The sequence below is a fragment of the Dysgonomonas sp. UBA7630 genome (assembly GCF_002483985.1).
GTDB lineage: Bacteria > Bacteroidota > Bacteroidia > Bacteroidales > Dysgonomonadaceae > Dysgonomonas.
The window spans coordinates 75978-96959 of record NZ_DLIY01000026.1 but is presented as its reverse complement, the minus strand read 5'-3'; the positions used below and the strand labels follow the sequence as shown (position 1 = coordinate 96959).

The following is a 20982-nucleotide window of genomic DNA, read 5'->3' as shown; positions in this document are numbered from 1 at the left end:
CATTTATTTTATTGTTTTACTTCTGCTTTTTTGGCAAATGTATCAGGGTAAGTTACAGGGTATAACTTGTCACCACCCAGTAGTCGGATATAAGTAGAGAAAGTTCGTTTGCCTTCTTCGAGCTCTATGACACGGCATCCGTTCTTACCCAGGTTGTTGTACTCGGTATTGCCTCCCGAATAACGTCCATAAGCGAGATATATGTTATAGTATTCTCCTATATAATCGTTGTCGTGGTCGTGCCCTACAAAAGTACCCATCACATCTCCGGCTTCGCGCATGGCTGCAAACATTCCTGTGTTCATCTTTCCGTGGCATTCTTTCTCATCACGGCTTCCTATCAGCTGGTCGTATTTCTCAGCTTTCATCATCGAGTATTCAACCAACGGGATATGGAAAAAGGCAAGAGCAGGGTAAGGCACTCCGGCATTTTGTTTGGTGTATGCAGCACTTTGAGCTCTATACCACTCTACCTGATTGAATGCAAGCCAGTCATAAGGACCAACCTCTTTGATAGGTGCATAAGCTCCTGAATCGAAAAAGTAAAGAACCGACTTTACCTTATCTTCCGAAGCTCCCTTCACCTCGAGGATATAGTTCCCTACTCCTTTCAGAGACTTGTCTCCTGCCTGAGCAAGACAGTATGGTTTGAGGGTTACGAAATCCATGAGTTCCTGACGAGACGTTTCGTGTTCGTCATCATGGTTTCCGAATACATAGGCCCAAGGTATCTTCCTTTTTATCACAAGGTTGAAGATATCATCGAGTCCTTCTTTTACCGGCTTCGCATAAATGACATCACCTGTGAATACAACTAAGTCCGGCTTTTCGGCATCAAGCACTTCACTGATTAGCTTTAAGGCAACTGCCGATTCGGGAACATTCTTCTTATAGTGGATATCGGTAAACTGGATAATCTTAAATTTTCCATTGTTATTAAAGCTTAGCGACTTGTGTTGGGCATTCACTGAGATAGAAAATAAGATAAGGAGAGTGAGAATGAAATTACGCATATTTTTCATGTTTAAATATTTATTATGTACGAATAGGATTCGGTGGTTGATACTGTCTTAACAAAGATATAGGCTTTCATAGTGATAAGCAGAGGGAGGATTAAAATTTAAACAATTCTTAATCAAATCAAAAAATATATGTCAAGCATTTGTTCGTTTCTTTTTTTTTATATCTTTGCAAGAACAAAAAGAAAGTATAATGAATCTTCTATTAACAAATACATATTGGTGGTGGCACTCTCAACTCAAAAAGTCGTGAGCCAAATCGGTGTGTATTTACAAATAGAAAATTTTTAAAATACAAAGCCTATCGTAACTCACGATAGGCTTTTTTTATGACAATAAAATAAACACTATATAAGATGGAAAAATTCGCAGTTGATACAAATGGCTTTTATGGAGAATTTGGAGGAGCATATATTCCTGAGATTTTATATGACAATGTGGAAACATTAAAGAACTCATATCTGGATATCATAAACGACCCCAGCTTTCAGAAAGAATATAACGACCTGTTAAGAGATTATGCAGGACGCCCATCGCCTCTCTATTTAGCAAATAGGCTTTCCCAAAAATACGGATGCAAGATATATCTCAAACGTGAAGATCTTAACCATACAGGTTCGCACAAGATAAACAATGCTTTGGGACAAATCCTTATAGCCCGCCGTATGGGTAAGACACGCATACTTGCCGAAACAGGAGCAGGACAACATGGTGTAGCCACTGCTACAGTATGTGCTCTGATGAATATGGAGTGTATTGTATATATGGGAGCAACAGATGTTGCACGGCAAAAGCTCAATGTACAGAAGATGGAAATGTTGGGAGCAACGGTAGTTCCTGTAACCAGTGGAAACATGACATTGAAAGATGCCACAAATGAAGCTATCCGTGACTGGTGCAGTCATCCATCCGATACTTACTATGTGATTGGTTCTACCATAGGGCCTCATCCTTATCCCGATATGGTGGCACGTCTGCAATCTGTAATAAGCAAAGAGATCCGTAAGCAACTTTTAGAAAAAGAAGGTCGTGAAACGCCCGATTATCTGATCGCTTGTGTAGGGGGAGGAAGCAATGCAGCGGGGACAATTTATCACTTTATAGATGAGCCCCAAACAAAGATCGTACTTGCCGAAGCGGCCGGAAAAGGAATAGACTCAGGTGAATCGGCTGCAACAATCCACTTAGGCAGATTAGGTATTATACATGGCTGTAAAACACTGCTCATGCAATCGGAGGACGGACAGATAGAAGAGCCTTACTCCATATCAGCCGGACTGGATTATCCGGGGATTGGACCGATGCACGCACACCTTGCTCAGATCGGTCGCTCTGAAGTACTTGCCGTGACAGACGATGAAGCCATGGATGCTGCTTTTGAACTCACCAAACTGGAAGGAATAATACCTGCCATAGAATCGGCTCATGCCTTGGGTGCTCTGAACAAAAAGCAATTCAATGCCGACGATGTAGTTGTGCTTTGCCTATCCGGGCGTGGCGACAAAGACATGGAAACCTATATAAACTATCGCAATCGCTAAACAGAGAATAGATTAACAATATCAGCTAAATAGTATGAAATACAATATACAGGTAAAGACAAAAAACCTTCTGGCAGATTTACAGACTCCTGTCGGAATTTATCTAAAAGTAAGAGATGTGTATCCGGAGTCTGCCTTACTGGAAAGTTCCGATTATCACGGTGGAGAAAACAGCTATTCTTTTATAGGAATAAGTCCTATTGCTAGATTCAGAGTAGACAATGATGAAATAACCACGACTTATCCGAACAATACAACGCATCAGGAAACCTTGCTAGGACACGAAAAGCTTACAGATAAGTTCAATGCTTTTATCAAGCAATTTGATGTACAAGGAGAAAACAAGACAAATATAAACGGGTTCTTTGGATATACTTCTTACGATGCCATTCGCTATTTTGAGGCTGTTGATCCGGTGAATACAAAACTAAGAAATGCGGATGTACCTGAATTTTACTACATATTGTACCGTTTCATATTAGTTATTAATCACCTGAAAAATGAACTTACCATCGTAGAAAACATAGTGGAAGGCACCCAAGAAAAGACACCTGAACTTGAAGCTATCCTAACGAATAACAATATCCCATCCTACAATTTCGAAGCGATCGGAGACGAGCAATCGATGATCACCGATGAAGAGCATCAGGAAATGATAAAGAAAGGAATCGCACATTGCAAGCGTGGCGATGTATTTCAGATTGTTCTTTCTCGCTGCTTCACTCAAAAATTTGCGGGAGACGACTTCAAAGTATATCGTTCTTTACGCTCTATCAACCCTTCGCCATACCTCTTCTATTTCGACTTTGGTTCGTACCGCATTTTCGGTTCATCACCCGAAACTCATTGCAAGGTAACAAAAGACAAAGCTTATATAGACCCCATTGCCGGAACGTATTTCCGCACCGGAGACGATGAGAAAGACCGCATCCTTTCAGAGAACTTACTGAATGATGAAAAAGAAAATGCAGAGCATGTCATGCTTGTCGATTTGGCAAGGAATGATCTCAGTCGCAACTGTCACGACGTGCAAGTAGAGTTTTACAAAAATGTTCAATTCTATTCGCATGTGATTCACCTCGTTTCTCGTGTCAGTGGAACTGTAGATAGAGACAATAACAGTATATCTGTTTTTGCCGATACATTTCCGGCCGGAACACTCTCGGGTGCACCCAAAGTGCGCGCGATGCAACTGATACGAGATATCGAAAAACAAATGCGTGGTGTATATGGCGGCTGCATTGGCTATATCGGTTTTAACGGAGACCTTAATCAGGCTATTACGATACGTACATTCTTAAGTCGTAATAACACACTATACTATCAGGCGGGAGGAGGAATTGTCTCCAAGTCAAATCCTGAGACAGAGGTAATGGAGGTAAAAAACAAACTGGGAGCTTTAGCCAAAGCTATTCGGTTTGCCGAAGAATTAAAAAATTAAAAGTAACTTTCGATATGAAAATTCTGATATTCGACAACTACGATTCATTTACATACAATCTTGTTCATTTGGTAAAGGAGCTGGGCTATACAGATGTGGATGTTTTCAGGAATGATAAAATAGCACTTGAAGATGTTGCTAAATATGATAAAATTATTCTTTCTCCGGGTCCCGGTGTCCCTTCCGAAGCCGGATTATTATTACCCCTGATAAAACAATATGCAGGCAAAAAACCAATATTAGGTGTTTGCCTTGGACATCAGGCAATAGGCGAAGCTTTTGGTGCTCAGTTGAAAAACCTAGAAGATGTGTATCACGGAGTAGCAACCCGGATTAACATCACACAACCCGATTATATATTTGATACGCTAGGGAGCGAATTAGAAGTTGGGCGCTATCATTCATGGATAGTAGACAATAACGGACTTCCTGACTGTATTGAAATAACAGCAACGGACAATAACGGACAGATAATGGCGCTAAAGCATAAGGAGTTTGATGTGCATGGAGTACAATTCCATCCCGAGTCTGTTTTAACTCCTGCCGGAGAAACAATAGTAAAAAACTTTCTGAACCAATAATTAATACTAATATAATGAAAAAGAAAATCTTATTAAGCGAGAACGACATTCCTAGAAGCTGGTATAACATTGTGGCGGACATGAAAAACAAACCTCTACCACCGCTTCATCCGGCAACAAAAAAGCCATTAGAGGTAAGTGATCTGGAACCAATATTTGCCACAGAGCTAGCTAAACAGGAACTAAATGATACCGACCGTTGGATAGAAATCCCCGAACCGATACGGGAACTATATAAGAATTACCGTCCTACACCGCTAGTACGAGCCTACGGTCTCGAAAAAGCGTTGGACACACCGGCTCATATTTATTTCAAAAATGAAAGTGTCAGCCCTGTAGGTTCTCACAAACTAAACTCGGCAATAGCGCAGGCATACTACTGTAAAGAGCAGGGGATAACAAATATCACAACCGAAACCGGAGCCGGACAATGGGGTGCAGCCTTATCGTATGCAGCAAGTCATTTCGATCTGAATCTGGCTGTATATATGGTTAAGATCAGTTACCACCAAAAACCTTACCGCCGATCTATTATGCAAGCATATGGAGCCGAAGTTATAGCTTCGCCGAGTATGAGTACGAAAGCCGGACGTAAAATAATTACAGAAAACCCGACTTATCAGGGAAGCCTCGGCACAGCTATCTCGGAGGCCATAGAGCTGGCATTAAACACACCGAATTGTAGATATACATTAGGCAGTGTTCTGAATCATGTATCTCTGCATCAAACGATCATTGGGTTGGAGGCGGAAAAACAAATGGAAATAGCCGGAGAATATCCCGATATAGTAATAGGCTGTTTTGGCGGCGGATCGAATTTTTCCGGTATCACATTCCCTTTTCTGCGCCATAAACTGACCGAAGGAAAAGAAGTACGCCTGATTGCGGCAGAGCCAGCATCATGTCCTAAACTGACCCGAGGTAAATTCGAATATGACTTTGGTGACGAAGCCGGATATACACCACTACTACCGATGTACACACTTGGGCACAATTTTGCGCCGGCAAATATCCATGCGGGTGGCCTTCGGTACCATGGTGCAGGAACCATTGTCAAACAGTTGAAAAAAGACGGATATATAGAAGCTGTAGATGTAAAGCAACTCGATACATTCGAAGCGGCTATATTGTTTGCTAAAGCGGAAGGTATAATTCCGGCTCCTGAATCATCACACGCTATACACACAGCTATTCAGGAAGCATTGAAAGCAAAAGAGGAAGGAAGGCAAAAAACAATTCTATTTAATCTTTCGGGCCACGGGCTTATCGATATGGCTGCGTATGATCGTTATTTCGATGGAGAACTATCGAACCATGAGCTAGGCGACGAAGAGATTGCGAAAACAACAAATACACTAGAACATCTGGTTCCGTAAAATAAACTCTTAGCTGATAGCCGTTAGCAAATATAATAACGGCTAAAAGCTATAAGTTAACAGCTAAAGACATGAAACAAATATTAAACAGACTCTTTGAGCATCAATATCTCAACAGATGTGAAGCAAAGGAAATATTGACAAAGATGGCTGCCGGAGACTATAATGATTCGCAAATTGCAGCATTCATCAGCGTCTTTCTTATGCGCAGCATCAGCGTTGATGAGTTTCTCGGATTTGCAGATGCACTTTTAGATCTGCGAGCCAATGTAGATGCACTGGCGGCTTACAACCCTATCGACATAGTAGGTACAGGCGGAGATAATAAGAATACATTCAACATTTCAACGCTGTCTTGCTTCGTTGTTGCCGCATCAGGATATAAGGTTGCCAAACATGGTAATTACGGTGCAACCTCAGTCAGTGGAGCATCCAATGTAATGGAACAGCACGGTGTGAAATTCACATCCGATGTAAGCAAGCTGGAAGCATCTTTGGACAAAACCAATATCGCTTACTTACATGCCCCACTGTTCAACAATGCGCTTAAGGTGGTTGCCCCCGTACGTAAGGCACTTGGTGTTCGTACTTTCTTCAATATGCTGGGACCTGTGGTTAACCCAATAAAACCAAAGCGCACGGTATTAGGTGTTTTCAATCTGAAAATGGCACGTCTATATTTCTATATGTATCAACAAACGGATGTAGATTATTCGATTGTACATAGTTTAGACGGATATGATGAAATATCATTAACGGGAGATTTCAAAATAATCAATAAATTTGAAGAAAAAATATACAGCCCCGAACTAATTGGTTTTGAACGTTGCAAAGAAGCCGACCTGGACGGTGGCGCAACGCCGGAAGATGCCGCTAAGATTTTTGATAATATCATCTGCAATACTGCGACTAAAGCACAAAAAAATGCGGTGATTGCAAATGCTGCTATAGCAATTCAGACAATTGATCCGAATATGTCTTTTGAAGATAGCATTGCACAAGCGCGGGAAACAATAGAAAGCGGAAGGCTAAAAGATACATTTTTGAGATTCTTGGAGTTAAACACTTAATATATCAACGATACTCTGATATGAAAAAAGTTTTAATAATTAACGGACATCCCGACAAAGAAAGCTTTTGCTTTGGGCTGCATCAGCAATACAAGAAAGGTACTCTGGCAAAAGGAAATGAAGTAAAAGAGATCATCCTCGCTGAAATGACCTTCAACCCCATACTGATGTATGGCTATCGCAAAAGAACGGAACTTGAACCCGATCTGTTGGAAGCTTGGGACAAGTTGCAATGGGCAGAACATATTGTTTGGATTTACCCTACATGGTGGGCATCCCCTCCTGCTCTATTGAAAGGATTTATAGAAAGGTTATTCCTTCCAGGATTCACTTTTGAATATCAGGAAAAGTCTCCGTTTCCCAAAAAGCTATTGATGGGAAAAACATCTGAAATCATCAGTACAATGGATGCTCCTGTTTTTTATTACAAATGGATAGTGAAAGATATCGGAGGAAAAATGATAAGAAAAAATATCGGCGCATTTTGCGGTATCAAAAATATCAGAACAACTTATCTGGCAACAATAAAAGGATCGACTCCCGAACAACGGGAAAAATGGTTAAACAAAATAGAGCTATTAGCTCGTAAATAATGGATATAACGACCAATACAACATCGAAAGAACGTATACGACTAGCTATTTTCTGTCTGTATTTTTGTTCGGGTATGTGCTTTTCCAGCTGGGCTAGCCGAATTCCCGACATAAAGAATTCGTTGGGACTGGGTGATGCCGCATGGGGTACTATCCTGTTAATGATCCCTATCGGACAAATATGCGGGATGACTATATCAGGCTTACTCATATCCAGAGTAGGAAGTAAACGTATTCTACCCTTAGCTCTTACAGGCTATGTCTTAGCATTACTACTTATAGGGCTTTCTGGTTCTGAATATGCCTTGATTATGAGTCTTATATTTTTCGGCTTTTGCGGCAATTTCTGCAATATATCAGTCAATACTCAGGCTGTAACGCTTGAAGCTACTTATAATAAACCGATCATGGCCTCCTTTCATGGAGGGTGGAGCTTGGCAGGATTGGCCGGTGCATCCGTAGGGCTGTTAATGGCATCGCTAAAGTTCAAACCTATCTATCATTTTTGCATCATCGGAACACTTGTTCTTATAGCTGTCTATCTCAATATGCGCTATCTTCAGGCTGATCTTAAAAAGCAAAAAGACCCGTCGGATATTGCAGCTAGGAAAAAGAATAAGCCGGAGAAGTTTCTGTTCTTACTGGGTATTGTTGCATTTTGTGGTATGGCTGCCGAGGGTGCTATGGCCGACTGGAGCGGGCTTTATCTGATAGATGTAGTAGGGACTCCCGCACATATGGCTCCTATCGGGCTCGCAGCATATATGATAACCATGGCATCAGGACGATTTGTTATCGACAAAGCCACTCAGAAATGGGGCTCGCAACGTGTTGTTCAAGTAGGAGGTATCCTTATAGCAACAGGACTGTTCGCTGCTGTAGCTTTTCCGCATTTCATAACTACTATCATAGCCTTTATGATTATCGGATTGGGTACGGCGGGTATTGTGCCCACAGTGTATAGTATTGCCGGACAGAAAACAAAAATATCAACAAGTATAGCACTGACATTAGTATCCAGTGTGAGTTTCCTCGGCTTTTTGATGGGACCTCCTCTAATTGGCTATATTGCAAGTGCAACCAACTTGCGATATTCTTATGCACTGATAGGTATGTTTGGCATTTGCATTGTAGCATTGGCCTCTGTTATTAACGTTCTGAAGAAAGAAAAACAATAGAAAAGAAATAAGATATGACTAGTATTTTAGATAAGATAATTGCAAACAAACGGTTGGAAGTAGAAAGAAATAAAAAAGAAACTTCTATCAACGAGTTAGAAAAAAGATTATCGACAATCACTACTCCTGCCTCTTTTAAAGAAGCTATCAAGAATTCAAGAACAGGAATTATTGCGGAATTTAAGCGTCGTTCACCTTCTCGTAACTGGATTTTTAAAGATGCAAAAATAGAAGATGTAATTCCTCTATACTCCCAAAACGGTGCTAGTGCAATATCTGTACTTACCGACATGGATTTCTTTGGAGGGGAATTAGCTGATCTAGAATTAGCCGGAAGTCTTACAAAAACGCCATTATTACGTAAAGATTTCGTAGTGGATGAATACCAATTGTATCAGGCTAAAATATCGGGAGCCAGTGCCATATTACTGATTGCCTCAGCTCTGACGATAGATGAAACGAAACAACTGGCACAGAAAGCAAAGGAACTACACCTTGATGTTTTGTTGGAAATTCATAATGAGCAGGAACTTCATCATATCAATGATAAAGTAGACGTTGTAGGGGTCAACAACCGCAATCTGGGAACCTTTGTTACAGATATACAAATCTCTTTTGACTTGGCAGATAAGATACCGAGCGACTTTATTAAGATATCCGAAAGTGGTATATCTGAACCTCAAACAGTCATCGATCTGCAACAGACAGGATATAAAGGATTCCTGATGGGAGAAAATTTTATGAAAACAAGTAATCCGGGGAAAGCATTGGAAGACTTTATAAACCAATTGGCATGAAGATAAAAGTCTGCGGGATGAAATATCCTGAGAATATACAGGAGTTAAACAAATTACCTATTGATTATATGGGTATGATATTCTATCAGAAATCACCCCGCTATATCGATTATCAACTATGGCAAGACGTAGGGAATATAGACTCTAGTAATATCAAAAGAGTAGGCGTATTTGTGAATTCAGGAATAGATTTCATCGTTGAAATGATTGACAAATATAAGTTAGACTTAATCCAATTGCACGGAAACGAATCTCCAAACTTTTGTAGCGAGTTAAACAAGTTTATGCCTATAATTAAAGCTTTCTGTATTTCCGAGTCTTATGACTTTGAACAGACTAAAGCATACGAGGGGCTTCGGGGATATTTCTTATTCGATACCAAAACCCCACAATATGGCGGTTCAGGGAAAAAATTCGATTGGGCAATACTAGATACTTATAATGGAGATACTCCATTTTTCCTTAGTGGAGGGATATCAGCTGAAGACATTCAGCAAATGAAAGCAATAAAGCACCCTCGGCTATATGGAGTAGACCTTAATAGCAAATTTGAAATAGAACCGGGGTTAAAAGACATACAACTACTTGATCAATTTATAAAACAACTGAGAAATGAATAGAATAAAGCAACTGTTTGAAAAGAAACAAAAGAATATATTATCCATCTATTTTACTGCAGGGTTTCCGCAATTAGATGATACCTGCAATGTTATTCGCGAATTAGAATCAAACGGTATGGACCTGATAGAAATAGGCATTCCATTTTCAGACCCGATGGCTGATGGCCCGACTATTCAGGAAAGTGGAACAATTGCTCTTCGCAATGGCATGACATTAAAGGTCTTGTTCGAACAAATGAAAGACATCCGTAGCGAGGTAACGATACCTCTCATCCTGATGGGTTATCTCAATCCGATTATGCAATATGGTTTTGAGAACTTTTGCAAACAATGCAAAGAAACAGGTATAGACGGAGCTATCATTCCCGATCTGCCATTCAATGACTATATATCTCAATATAAACCAATAGCAGACAGATACGATATAAAAATAGTTATGCTCATCACCCCTGAAACATCAGATGAGCGTATTCGCCTGATAGATGAACATACCGATGGCTTTATCTACATGGTTTCGTCTGCGTCTACTACTGGTGCACAGAGTAATTTTGATGATAAAAAGCAAGCTTATTTCCGAAAAATAAACGAAATGAATCTTCGCAATCCCCGTTTGATTGGATTCGGTATATCTAACAAAGCTACGTTAGAAGCAGCACAAGGGAATGCTAGTGGAGCAATTATCGGAAGTAAATTTATCACATTACTAAAAGAAAGTGCCAATATAAAAGAGGCAGTAAAAGCTCTAAAAGAAGCGTTGAACAAATAAAAAATCCTTTACTTNNAAGTAAAGGATTTTTTATTTCGTATTATCCCATTAGAAGGTATATCCTAAAACTATGTTATAGGATTTGAATCGATCATTATAGTTTTCTTTTGATGTATCTTCTTTCAGATATCGTTCCATTGAAGCCTGAACAAAGACAGAATGTTTGTTTTTCAGCATATAAGATGCTCCTATATTAAGATAACAACCTACAAATGGGCTTCGAAGTTCGTATTTTTGCCAATTATCAGACCATTCGCTAACCATAAATTTACTGTCGTCCCCCAGCAAGTTTGTATAAGCTATTCCGGCACCTATCATTGGCTGTATTTTGTTTAATGAAAATTTGTACTCTGCACCTAACTTTCCTGTAATAATTATAGCTTTCAATTTGAATTCTGATTCTCCATCAAGAAAATATGGAAGAGCTTGAGAAAAAGAAAAACGCGAAAAAGACATATCCAATTGCAAGGCAAATGATCTAGACCAGCGAGGATTAAACAATTTCATCTTTCCTCCTATAACAGGTTGCATTCTGTTAAGGGTAGAGTAGCTATATCCCGAATAACTATTCAAAGAATAAGTTTGTAGCTGTACTCCTGCATAAACAGAGAATGCCGTTTTGATAGAATTTTCATCCGGATGCTTATTTTCAAAGATAACGCATTCTTCTCCCGTAGTACATACTTTATCATGATATGTTTTTGCTATTTCAATAAAAGTCTTTTGACTAAAATCCATCTTATTCAAATTATTCACAATAGATGGATAATCATTAAAATAATAGCTAATAAAATTCTTATATTTATTATCCAGAATAATACGTCGATCCCTTTCAACATCTGGCACTTTCGAGATTTCTATCATCTTACCATCTTTCTCGAAGAAAAAGTATTTTTTAGCAGTCGTATCATAGTAATAAAGGTTCATCACACCTTCTACAAGATATTCTAGAAAGAATTTCTGGGGAATACTATCTATTGTCACGTCACGTGTTACATAATATTTTCCTTCATCTGAGAATCTATAACCAGCAATATCACCAGGATAATATGTTTTTTCAGCCTGCTCAGATTTGAATGTACATCGTGTTGCATTTATGGCATCCGTCCTAAAATCGATCAAGCCAGATATTGTATCGTTATCATTGGTTATAACATAGCCTTTTTTATAATTATTTTGGGCATTAAGAGAGGCTAACAATACTAAAGAAATAAATGGGCATAAAAATAATTTCTTTTTCATAAATTCAGTTTTTCATAGTGTAAAATGTTAAAATAGGAAGCGAATGTATTAAAAAATTAAATAAAAAAGAACATCTTTTAATATAAATTTCATAGCAAAAAATAATATCTTTGCTCATCAACTTAAGCACGACTTTTTACCCCGTTAATGACTAAGATTAAAGAATATACAAAGTGGATAGGAAAACTTATATACAGATATAAATTTACTATACTGGCTCTAATATATATTGGTCTGATAGCCTTTCTGCCTATCGATTTAGCGCCCAGTGTTCCGATGGCCATACATGCAGCTTCATTCCTATTCGTCCTAAATATATTAGCCAAGACCAAATACACATTTATAATTACATTTATACTCGCATTTATACTTACGTTCAATGCCTATTTCGCATTTGTCTTAGGGAGCGATATTTCGCTGGATATGATGGCTTCGATATTCGAAACGCATACGACAGAAGCTGCGAGTATGCTGAAAGGTGGAGTAGTGATCGGTGGTCTGATAGCATTAACTACGACAACTCTTCTTCTGTGGTTATCCGAAAAAGAACTTAAGGAAGCTAGGCTCTCTATAAAATGGTCTTTAATCGGATTATTGATTTATATCTTTTTATTTCTACCATTTGTCTGCTATAAACGCATCGCTTACGAATATCAAGAAGACCTGTTTACAGAATTCCCTATTCGGGTAGGGCAAGATAAAGCAAATATGTATGCACCGATTCTCTATGGCAATATAGCAACAATTATAGCTTACCAAGAAGAGATGGCGCAACTACGAAAGTTCTCTGATCAGAGTAGTAAAAAGCTTCCCGAAGGATTACTACTCAGCGATACAGTACAAAAACCCGAAAAAATATATATTGTTATCGGAGAGAGTGCCTATCGCAAACATCTTTCTCTGTACGGTTATCCGATAAAAACAACTCCGTTTTTGGATAGCTTGGCACAGACTACACCCTCCTCTATAAATTACTATGATGGTATTGCGGCAGCAGCTTTTACACGAAATGCTTTACGAATAGCCTTGTCTTTTGCATCGCCAACAGATATGACCCCGTTTTATCAAGAGAAAACACTTATAAACCTAGCAAATGATGCGGGATATGAAACTTATTGGTTGTCTAATCAAGGAGCGTCGGGGATTCAAGATTCTTATTTAGGTTATTTAGCTGCCGGAACAAACAAAGCGGTATTTACTAAAGGAGGGTATCTAGCTAATGACGATTTCGATCTTATCCCGATACTAAAAGAAGAGCATAAACCCGGTAAAAAACAGTTCTTTATTATACATCTGGTAGGAAGCCATAATAACTATTCGGATAGGTATGATAATATAGATGCCGAAGCAATACCAAGCTCGGGTTCATCCCTGCAAACAGACTACGACCGTTCTATACATCATACCGACAGGGTAATGCGTGAAATATACAAGGTGATGCAACAAGACTCCACGGCTGTCTTTTTCCACTTTTCGGATCATGGAGAGATACTAGGTAAAGGACACGGCCCTTGGAAAAATGGTATTGCCCAATATGATATTCCACTTATAACCATACAGAAGAACGAAAGTAGGATTAATTCCGTAATGGATAAATACATTGATCCTGTAACCAAGCTGATCAACAATTCGAGCACAATATATGTACTGGCTGAGATGATGGGATATATTATACCACAGAAGTACGTAGACAAATCTATTGAGGACGGACGCTATGTGCGCCATAGCGACCAAAGCTATTCTCCATATTCAGAAATAAAAGAAGAACCCGAATATATCAAGTTTAAGTATTAATTAATAAAAAATAAAGACTATTACGATAAGTAAATATCTATAAATATAAATAAGTAAATTAATCATAAAAGCAATTGGGCTATCTATCTATATAGAGTCTTTTTACTAACTTTGGACTTCTTATTTTAAAATAATTCGTATAGATACTTTCTATGAAAAAAATATCATTTTTATTTTTCCTATCAATCGTTCTGTCAGTATCGCTTTATGCGCAACAACCTGCGTCGTGGACAACCAAGCTTGTTGATAAAGGAAACGGAGAAGTTGAATTAACAACAACTTTTCGAATAGATCCTACATGGCATATTTTTGACATAACTATTCCCGAAAATGGACCGATGCCCACAACGATATCAATCGATAAGCTGAAGGGTGCAACTAAAATCGGTAATCTGCAAGCAGTCAACTCCAAGTTGAAGAAAAAATATGACGACATATTTCAGATGGAGTATGGCTATTATGAGAATCAGGCTACTTTTGTTCAAAAACTTAAAATAACCGACAAAGCTGCTTTTGCTCTCGAAGGTGATTTTCGTGGACAGGTATGTAGCGAGATTGACGGGCAGTGTATTCCAATAAAAATTGATCTGGATTTCAAATCAAAAGATTTACCGGCTACAGTTATTGCAGCTAAAGCAGGCGAATCCGATAGTGCCTCTGAAGGATTATCAGCCGAACAAGTTCAAGCCGACAGCTTATCTTCATCGGTATCAAGTACTACAGCAAACGTAAGTAGCGAAGAACTTTGGACACCTGTAATAAGCGAACTGAAAGCTTATGGTGCTGCGGGTGATACCTCAGACATGTCTCTCCTTTGGATTTTCTTGGGAGGTTTTGGCGGTGGGCTTATTGCCCTACTTACACCTTGTGTATGGCCGATGCTACCTATGACCGTCAGTTTTTTCCTTAAACGAAATAAGAAAAACAAAGGAAAAGCAATAAAAGATGCGATTACCTACGGAGTGGGAATTATCATTATATATGTTACCCTCGGATTATTAATAACCGGAATATTTGGAGCCAGTGCTCTGAATGATTTAGCTACGAGTGCCATATTCAATCTGTTATTCTTTGCTTTGTTGGTTGTATTTGCCATATCATTCTTCGGTGCATTCGAGATGGTTTTACCGTCTTCATGGACGAACAAAATGGATCAGAAAGCCGATTCTACAACAGGTGTTATCAGTATTTTCTTCATGGCTTTTACACTAGCACTCGTTTCATTCTCTTGTACCGGGCCTATCATAGGCACATTGTTGGTACAGGCTGCCGGGTCGGGTAGCATAATAGCTCCCGCAATCGGGATGTTGGGCTTTGCTGTAGCTTTGGCGATTCCATTCTCTCTATTTGCAATATTCCCTTCTTGGCTCGAAAGTATGCCGAAGTCGGGCGGATGGTTAAACTCAGTAAAAGTTGTATTAGGATTCTTAGAACTGGCGCTGGCACTGAAATTCTTATCAGTAGCCGACCTTGCATACAAATGGGGTATATTAGACCGTGAAGTATTTCTCGTATTATGGATTGTGATATTCGTTCTACTTGGAGTTTACTTATTAGGTAAATTGAAACTACCGCACGACAGTGATCTGAAATATGTATCTATTCCACGCTTACTTATGGCTATTGTTTCATTTGCTTTTGCGGTGTATATGGTTCCAGGGTTATGGGGTGCTCCTCTTAAAGCAATCAGTGCATTTGCACCACCATTATATACTCAGGACTTTAGCCTTTATAATGGAGTTGTTCATGCCAAATTTGAAGATTATGAGGCAGGCATGAAATATGCTCAGGAGAAAAACAAACCTGTTATTATAGACTTTTCGGGCTATGGCTGTGTAAACTGCCGCAAAATGGAGGCTTCTGTTTGGACAGACCCGCGTGTAAAACAATTGCTTGACGAAGAGTATGTACTCATCACCCTGATGGTAGACGACAAAACCAAATTGAGTGAAGTGATGGAAGTTCAGGAAAACGGTAAGACTACAAAATTGAGAACTATTGGTGACAAATGGAGTTATCTGCAACGACATAAATTTGCGACAAACTCTCAGCCTTATTATGTTCTTTTAGACCATGCCGGAAAACCAATAGGACCATCATACGCATACGATGAAGATGTAAATAAATACATCGAATTCCTGAAAAAAGGATTGGATAATTTCAAAAAGAAAAAAGAAGAAGTAAAATAAAATGAAAGCAGGCAGCAGCCTGCTTTCTCTAAATTTATATACGATGATGCATACAAGAGAACAAAAAATGGAAGCCTTTGGACGTTTGCTCGATATCATGGATGAGTTGCGGGTAAAGTGTCCGTGGGATGCAAAACAGACAAATGAGAGCTTGCGTACCAATACGATAGAAGAGGTTTATGAACTTTGCGAAGCCATTATTCAGAATAGTGATGAGGCTATCAAAAAAGAGCTCGGAGATGTTTTGTTACATGTTATATTTTATGCAAAAATCGGCGAAGAGAAAGGAACATTCGATGTAGCTGATGTATGTCATTCTTTGTGTGACAAATTAATATATCGTCATCCTCATGTATTCGGAGATGATGCTGCGAAAACAGCGGGAGAGGTTGAAAAATCGTGGGAACAACTAAAACTAAAAGAAAAGGGAGGAAACAAAACCATTCTTGAAGGTGTTCCGGCATCATTACCATCTATTGCAAAGGCTCACCGTATACAAGATAAAGCTCGCAACGCAGGATTCGACTGGGAAAACCGAGAAGACGTTTGGTATAAAGTTTCTGAGGAGCTTCAAGAGTTGAAAAACGAAATATCAAAAATGGATGAAGATAAAACAGAAGCTGAATTCGGAGATATGTTTTTTAGCCTCATTAATGCAGCTCGTTTGTATAAAGTCAATCCGGATAATGCTCTGGAACGTACCAATCAGAAGTTTATACACCGCTTCAATTACATAGAACAAGAAGCAAAAAAGCAGAATAAGAATTTAAAAGATATGACCTTAGCCGAGATGGATGCTTTATGGAATCAGGCTAAAGAGATGGAATAATCTCCATAAAAGGATTTAACTATCTGATATAAATAAAAAAGACGCATTTTGTAAAATGCGTCTTTTTTGATAGTATATCTTTCTATTTATCTTTATCCATTACTTTTTTGATATCTTCCATCGTAAAACTACCTACGATACGAATAATAGTACATTCGGTATTTTGACTTATAACCATTACCAAGTCTTTGAATTTGTTGTTACCGTCTTTCTGTGCATAAAAATTGATTATCTGATCGCTCTCTCTTACAGACATCAAAGATTCGAATGCCTTATTCTTCTTCAAAGACTCAGCTTCAAGCATCATCTGTTTGACAGAGTTTTTGTTTTCGCTGGTGTATATTTCGAGTTGTTCCAACTTATTTGCCAAACCTTTTACATTCATACCTCCGGTATCCATATTCGGAACCATAGACAGAAGAGCTTTAGAAATGTATACAGTTGTGATATCCTTGTTGTTAGAGAATCTTTCAAACATTTTATCTTGTGCCTGAACAGCTACAATGCTGAGCATAAACACAAATGCTGTTAGTAATCCTTTTAATTTCATGATTCTTTATCTTTTTTTCTGTTGAAAGTTTTATTTAATATTTCGTTTGTTTTATCCAGATTTGTTGATACTAAAGCCAGTTGATCCATACCTTTATTGAACTTCGACGATAACAAGACTAGTGCTTCTTGCGCTTCCTTTATCTTTTGTTCGTCAGCCTTGTCGATAGTCTTATCAATGGTCTGAGCTATAGGTGCCGTTGTTGCCTTTTCCTGTTTATTGAAATATATGCCTGCTGTGATTAATATAGCTATACCCGCGGCGATGCTTCCTGCCCACCTCAGTATATATTTCTTCTTTGATGCAGGTTTTAGTTCTACCTTCACTGTTTCTTTTGCTGCTAGTTCATCTATCAGAGTGCCTAGCTTCGCTTCTAAATGAAGAGGAACGTCAATAGGCTTGGATTTGTATAAGTCGAGAAATAAATCCCTTTCTTTTAGCAATTCTTCCGCAATATCTTCACTCTGAAAATAACTTAGCAATAGCTTTTCTTCTTCTATTGTAGTCTCTCCATTGTAAAAAGCTTCGACTAATTTTTTTATTTCGCTTGTCTTCATCTTTGTTCTATTTTAGAGTATTGCTCTCTTATCGTTTTCCTTGCTCTGGATAGTATAACCCGTATGTTTCCGGGGCTTATTCCGGTAATGTTTTCTATTTCTTCATCGGTATATCCATCCCAGTGCTTCATCATTATCACCTGCCGTTGCTGATCGGGTAGCTTATTTATCAGATCTTTTACATATGCAGCGTCATCCTGTATTTCCAATTGCTTAGACAGAGATGAGCTCTCGGGTATTTCGGTGTCGTATGACGTATGATAGTCATTCTTTGCTTTTCTCAGGTAATCGAGACAAGTGTTGCGAACGATGATAATGGCAAAGCCTTCTGTATTTTCGATCTGCTCCAATTCGTCTTTCTTGTTCCAGAGCTTGATGAACGTTTCTTGCACTATGTCTTCTGCATTGGCTGTATCCTGTACTATTCGGTATGCTATTCGGTATAACTTCTGATGATATGGTAGAAACACTTTTTTAAAAGTTTCTGCATCCATCTCATTTGTTTTTATTTTGTTCTTTAAGTATTTCCGTCAGATCCGATTCGGTAAGGTTGCCGGACATCTTTACAATCACAGCATCTTCATTATCTAATACCAGAATGTATACACCGGTAAATAAGTCACCTTCTTTGTGCGAGATAATTTTCACATTGTCGTCGGCTTCATTCACAGATAGTAGGGTTGCATATCCATTTCCATCTTTGAAACTTTGAATACCTTCCAGAAATTTAGTTTTTACCTCAGGACTATATTTTTCAATAGCAAGAACTTCTATAGAGTCTATCTTTTGCATGAATGCCGGCATTTTGGAAACCATTTGCCCGGTTGAATCAGCAGTCATGGCTGCCTTCATCGACATATCGAGCATAGAGCGATCTACTAATTGTCGTTGTACACCTTCTTGTTTCGAAAACTCAGACATAAAACCATTCAAGTCTTGAGCATAAGTGAATTGTACTGCAACGAAGGTCAATACTAAAGAAAAAATATACTTTTTCATAATGTTCTGTTTTTTTATTTATAATTGTGTTTACGTAATTTTAATAGATGCTATTTGTCGTATTTCTGAACTAATTGGGTCAGATCCTCTTCTTTTATTTTACCCGAAAACTTCACTATAGTCGGGTCGTTTGCACTCATACAAAGTATAACCATGTCGCTTATTGTATTGTTTTTCTTTTTCATCATAATGCGTACATTATCATCTTTGTCTTTAGCCATGAGCAGCGTTTCGTAACCGTCCCCATCTTTTAATTTCGCCATTTGGTCGGTTAGATTTTGCTTTACAGAAGAGTTGCAGCTTGATAGGTCATATACTTCCATCGAATGTATTCCTCTGGCAACCGGCATATCACCCACTCCTCCGAATGCTTTTCCTAAAGTCATCATAAAAGGTCCGATTTTAACGGTTTCAATGTTTTCTACTTTAGATAAGTTATCCATCAACTTGTTTAAACTTTGGCCGTATGCTATCTGGCCCAACGCAATAGTTAATACTAGACAAATTAAATACTTTTTCANNATGTTTTTATATTTGAGTCGTTATAAATTTGTTAGATGTGCGCTTTCATCCACTTTCTATTACTAAGACGAAACAACCCAAAAATTTGTTACAGTGAAAATGTAAAAAAAGTATTGAATAAAAAAAAGAGCTGTATTCTACTTAAATACAGCTCCATATTATCTTGTTTTTATCGTTATTTATTTATCGCCTGTGTCTTTTGTAAATTCCAATACAACTTTGCCTTCGCTCAAAAAGGTGAGTTTATCTCCTGTTAAAGCTGCTTGTAGAGGTGTAGACAATTTAGAAAGAAATAGAGATTCGCCTTTTAAGCTCGGACATGCCATTTTGGTCGACATGGCAGGGCCAAATCTGATCGTGTTTTCTTCTAAAGTGAAAGTGCTGCGATAGGTATTACATCCCGCATTACCAAAAACTTTACCGTCTGTTGTTATTTCCATCGAGGCTAGTTTGTCGGGGAATAATGCTGCCATGTCTTCCCCTTCGATAGAACTCAAAGTCCATTTTCCTGATATATTATCAACATTAACAATGTTTGTTACTTCCGAAGTGGCTGTTTTTTGAGACTTTTCGAACTCTAATAATACATTTTTTCCTTCCGAAAATGTCAGTTGCCCTTCTTTTGATAGAGAAACCACAAGGTTAGGAGTTGATAAAGCTGCTAAAAACTCAGATTCCTTATTCGCATGCATACATGCCATCATAGTAGATGCTAATTGAGGCGCAGAAAATATATTTTTTTCACTCAATGTAAAACCTCCTGTATAACGATTACAACCTCCACTACCAGATAGCAGGTTTTTCGAAAAATCAAAATTTATATTCGGAAGTTCTCCCGAAAATGCTGTTTGTGCAGCTTCTCCTTTGAGCGTTTTTAAAACCCAAGGACCACCTTCTAGTTGAGCTTTTTCGATAGGTTTTACAGAATTACAACTTTGAATAACGAAAGCTAAAGTAAGAAGTGTAACAAAAAAGGTTGCTGATTTTAAAAAGTGTTTCATAATGTTTATCTTTTAATTTTGTCAATATTTATGTAGTTTTTTCTTTATGATTAATATTCTATATTGAATTATCCTCCGGAATTATACATATAAATAAAGCAATGTATATACGCATATTCATTTATATTGTAAATTATCTTTTAGACGGAAATAGAGTCGGTTCGTTGCATGCACACCTGTTTTATAAATCACCAAGACTTTGTTTTTACAATATAAATTTAAGGTCATGTATATAAATAAACAGTATTTAAGGTGTTATGTTCAAACGTTTATTGGGGGGTGATTTTTGATTATATTTCACTCAAGCCTAAATTAAA

21 protein-coding genes are annotated in these 20982 nt (G+C 38.2%); 13 read left to right on the top strand and 8 right to left on the bottom strand.

Annotated features, from left to right (window positions below):
- Positions 1-8 precede the first annotated feature (8 nt).
- On the bottom strand, positions 9-1013 hold the full coding sequence (locus B3P17_RS11730; protein ID WP_252638212.1) for a metallophosphoesterase family protein: 1005 nt from the start codon (positions 1011-1013) through the stop codon (positions 9-11).
- 362 nt (positions 1014-1375) lie between these two features.
- On the opposite strand from B3P17_RS11730, the gene trpB reads away from it, so the two are divergent.
- The 10 genes from trpB (at position 1376) to trpA (ending at position 10982) form a co-directional block, all read left to right on the top strand.
- The gene (trpB, locus tag B3P17_RS11725) at positions 1376-2560 is read left to right on the top strand and encodes a tryptophan synthase subunit beta (RefSeq protein ID WP_252638214.1); all 1185 of its coding nucleotides are present in this window, start codon (positions 1376-1378) and stop codon (positions 2558-2560) included.
- A gap of 34 nt (positions 2561-2594) precedes the next feature.
- Entirely contained in the window at positions 2595-4001 is a 1407-nt protein-coding gene (locus B3P17_RS11720) for an anthranilate synthase component I family protein (RefSeq protein WP_252638216.1), read from the top strand.
- Between the two features lie 14 nt (positions 4002-4015).
- The gene (locus B3P17_RS11715; protein ID WP_252638217.1) at positions 4016-4582 is read left to right on the top strand and encodes an anthranilate synthase component II; all 567 of its coding nucleotides are present in this window, start codon (positions 4016-4018) and stop codon (positions 4580-4582) included.
- A gap of 11 nt (positions 4583-4593) precedes the next feature.
- On the top strand, positions 4594-5958 hold the full coding sequence (locus tag B3P17_RS11710) for a TrpB-like pyridoxal phosphate-dependent enzyme (protein ID WP_291105602.1): 1365 nt from the start codon (positions 4594-4596) through the stop codon (positions 5956-5958).
- A gap of 71 nt (positions 5959-6029) precedes the next feature.
- Positions 6030-7028: an anthranilate phosphoribosyltransferase gene (gene trpD / locus B3P17_RS11705; protein WP_252638218.1), complete on the top strand. Its 999-nt coding sequence runs from the start codon at positions 6030-6032 to the stop codon at positions 7026-7028.
- A gap of 20 nt (positions 7029-7048) precedes the next feature.
- Entirely contained in the window at positions 7049-7621 is a 573-nt protein-coding gene (locus B3P17_RS11700; RefSeq protein WP_252638219.1) for an NAD(P)H-dependent oxidoreductase, read from the top strand.
- Positions 7621-8799 (top strand): MFS transporter, encoded by a 1179-nt coding sequence (locus tag B3P17_RS11695; protein ID WP_252638220.1) that lies wholly within the window; start codon positions 7621-7623, stop codon positions 8797-8799. Before B3P17_RS11700 ends, B3P17_RS11695 begins: the two co-directional genes overlap by 1 nt.
- A gap of 14 nt (positions 8800-8813) precedes the next feature.
- Positions 8814-9596 (top strand): indole-3-glycerol phosphate synthase TrpC, encoded by a 783-nt coding sequence (gene trpC, locus B3P17_RS11690; RefSeq protein WP_252638221.1) that lies wholly within the window; start codon positions 8814-8816, stop codon positions 9594-9596.
- Positions 9593-10216: a phosphoribosylanthranilate isomerase gene (locus tag B3P17_RS11685; protein WP_252638222.1), complete on the top strand. Its 624-nt coding sequence runs from the start codon at positions 9593-9595 to the stop codon at positions 10214-10216. Before trpC ends, B3P17_RS11685 begins: the two co-directional genes overlap by 4 nt.
- Complete coding sequence (gene trpA / locus B3P17_RS11680; RefSeq protein WP_252638223.1) at positions 10209-10982, top strand: tryptophan synthase subunit alpha; 774 nt, start codon at positions 10209-10211, stop codon at positions 10980-10982. Before B3P17_RS11685 ends, trpA begins: the two co-directional genes overlap by 8 nt.
- A gap of 48 nt (positions 10983-11030) precedes the next feature.
- Here trpA and B3P17_RS11675 read toward each other — a convergent pair whose 3' ends face one another.
- Positions 11031-12224: an outer membrane beta-barrel protein gene (locus B3P17_RS11675; RefSeq protein ID WP_252638224.1), complete on the bottom strand. Its 1194-nt coding sequence runs from the start codon at positions 12222-12224 to the stop codon at positions 11031-11033.
- 147 nt (positions 12225-12371) lie between these two features.
- Between B3P17_RS11675 and B3P17_RS11670 the strand changes: the two genes are divergently transcribed.
- From B3P17_RS11670 to mazG, 3 genes are all read left to right on the top strand, one after another.
- Positions 12372-14018, top strand: a complete 1647-nt coding sequence (locus tag B3P17_RS11670; protein ID WP_291105573.1) for a phosphoethanolamine transferase — start codon at positions 12372-12374, stop codon at positions 14016-14018.
- A gap of 152 nt (positions 14019-14170) precedes the next feature.
- Positions 14171-16207: a protein-disulfide reductase DsbD family protein gene (locus B3P17_RS11665; RefSeq protein WP_252638226.1), complete on the top strand. Its 2037-nt coding sequence runs from the start codon at positions 14171-14173 to the stop codon at positions 16205-16207.
- A gap of 46 nt (positions 16208-16253) precedes the next feature.
- A complete protein-coding gene (mazG, locus tag B3P17_RS11660) occupies positions 16254-17036 on the top strand; it encodes a nucleoside triphosphate pyrophosphohydrolase (protein ID WP_252638323.1) in 783 nt (260 codons plus the stop codon).
- Between the two features lie 82 nt (positions 17037-17118).
- Here the strand turns inward: mazG and B3P17_RS11655 are convergent, their stop codons facing one another.
- The 6 genes from B3P17_RS11655 to B3P17_RS11630 form a co-directional block, all read right to left on the bottom strand.
- Entirely contained in the window at positions 17119-17586 is a 468-nt protein-coding gene (locus B3P17_RS11655) for a DUF4252 domain-containing protein (protein WP_252638227.1), read from the bottom strand.
- Positions 17583-18143, bottom strand: a complete 561-nt coding sequence (locus B3P17_RS11650) for a hypothetical protein (RefSeq protein WP_291105570.1) — start codon at positions 18141-18143, stop codon at positions 17583-17585. Before B3P17_RS11650 ends, B3P17_RS11655 begins: the two co-directional genes overlap by 4 nt.
- Entirely contained in the window at positions 18140-18637 is a 498-nt protein-coding gene (locus B3P17_RS11645) for an RNA polymerase sigma factor (RefSeq protein WP_252638229.1), read from the bottom strand. The genes B3P17_RS11650 and B3P17_RS11645 overlap by 4 nt, the downstream gene beginning before the upstream one ends.
- Before the next feature lies 1 nt (position 18638).
- On the bottom strand, positions 18639-19142 hold the full coding sequence (locus tag B3P17_RS11640) for a DUF4252 domain-containing protein (protein ID WP_252638230.1): 504 nt from the start codon (positions 19140-19142) through the stop codon (positions 18639-18641).
- A gap of 50 nt (positions 19143-19192) precedes the next feature.
- Entirely contained in the window at positions 19193-19585 is a 393-nt protein-coding gene (locus B3P17_RS11635; protein ID WP_291105567.1) for a DUF4252 domain-containing protein, read from the bottom strand.
- 258 nt (positions 19586-19843) lie between these two features.
- Positions 19844-20665: an META domain-containing protein gene (locus B3P17_RS11630; protein ID WP_252638232.1), complete on the bottom strand. Its 822-nt coding sequence runs from the start codon at positions 20663-20665 to the stop codon at positions 19844-19846.
- Positions 20666-20982: the final 317 nt, after the last annotated feature.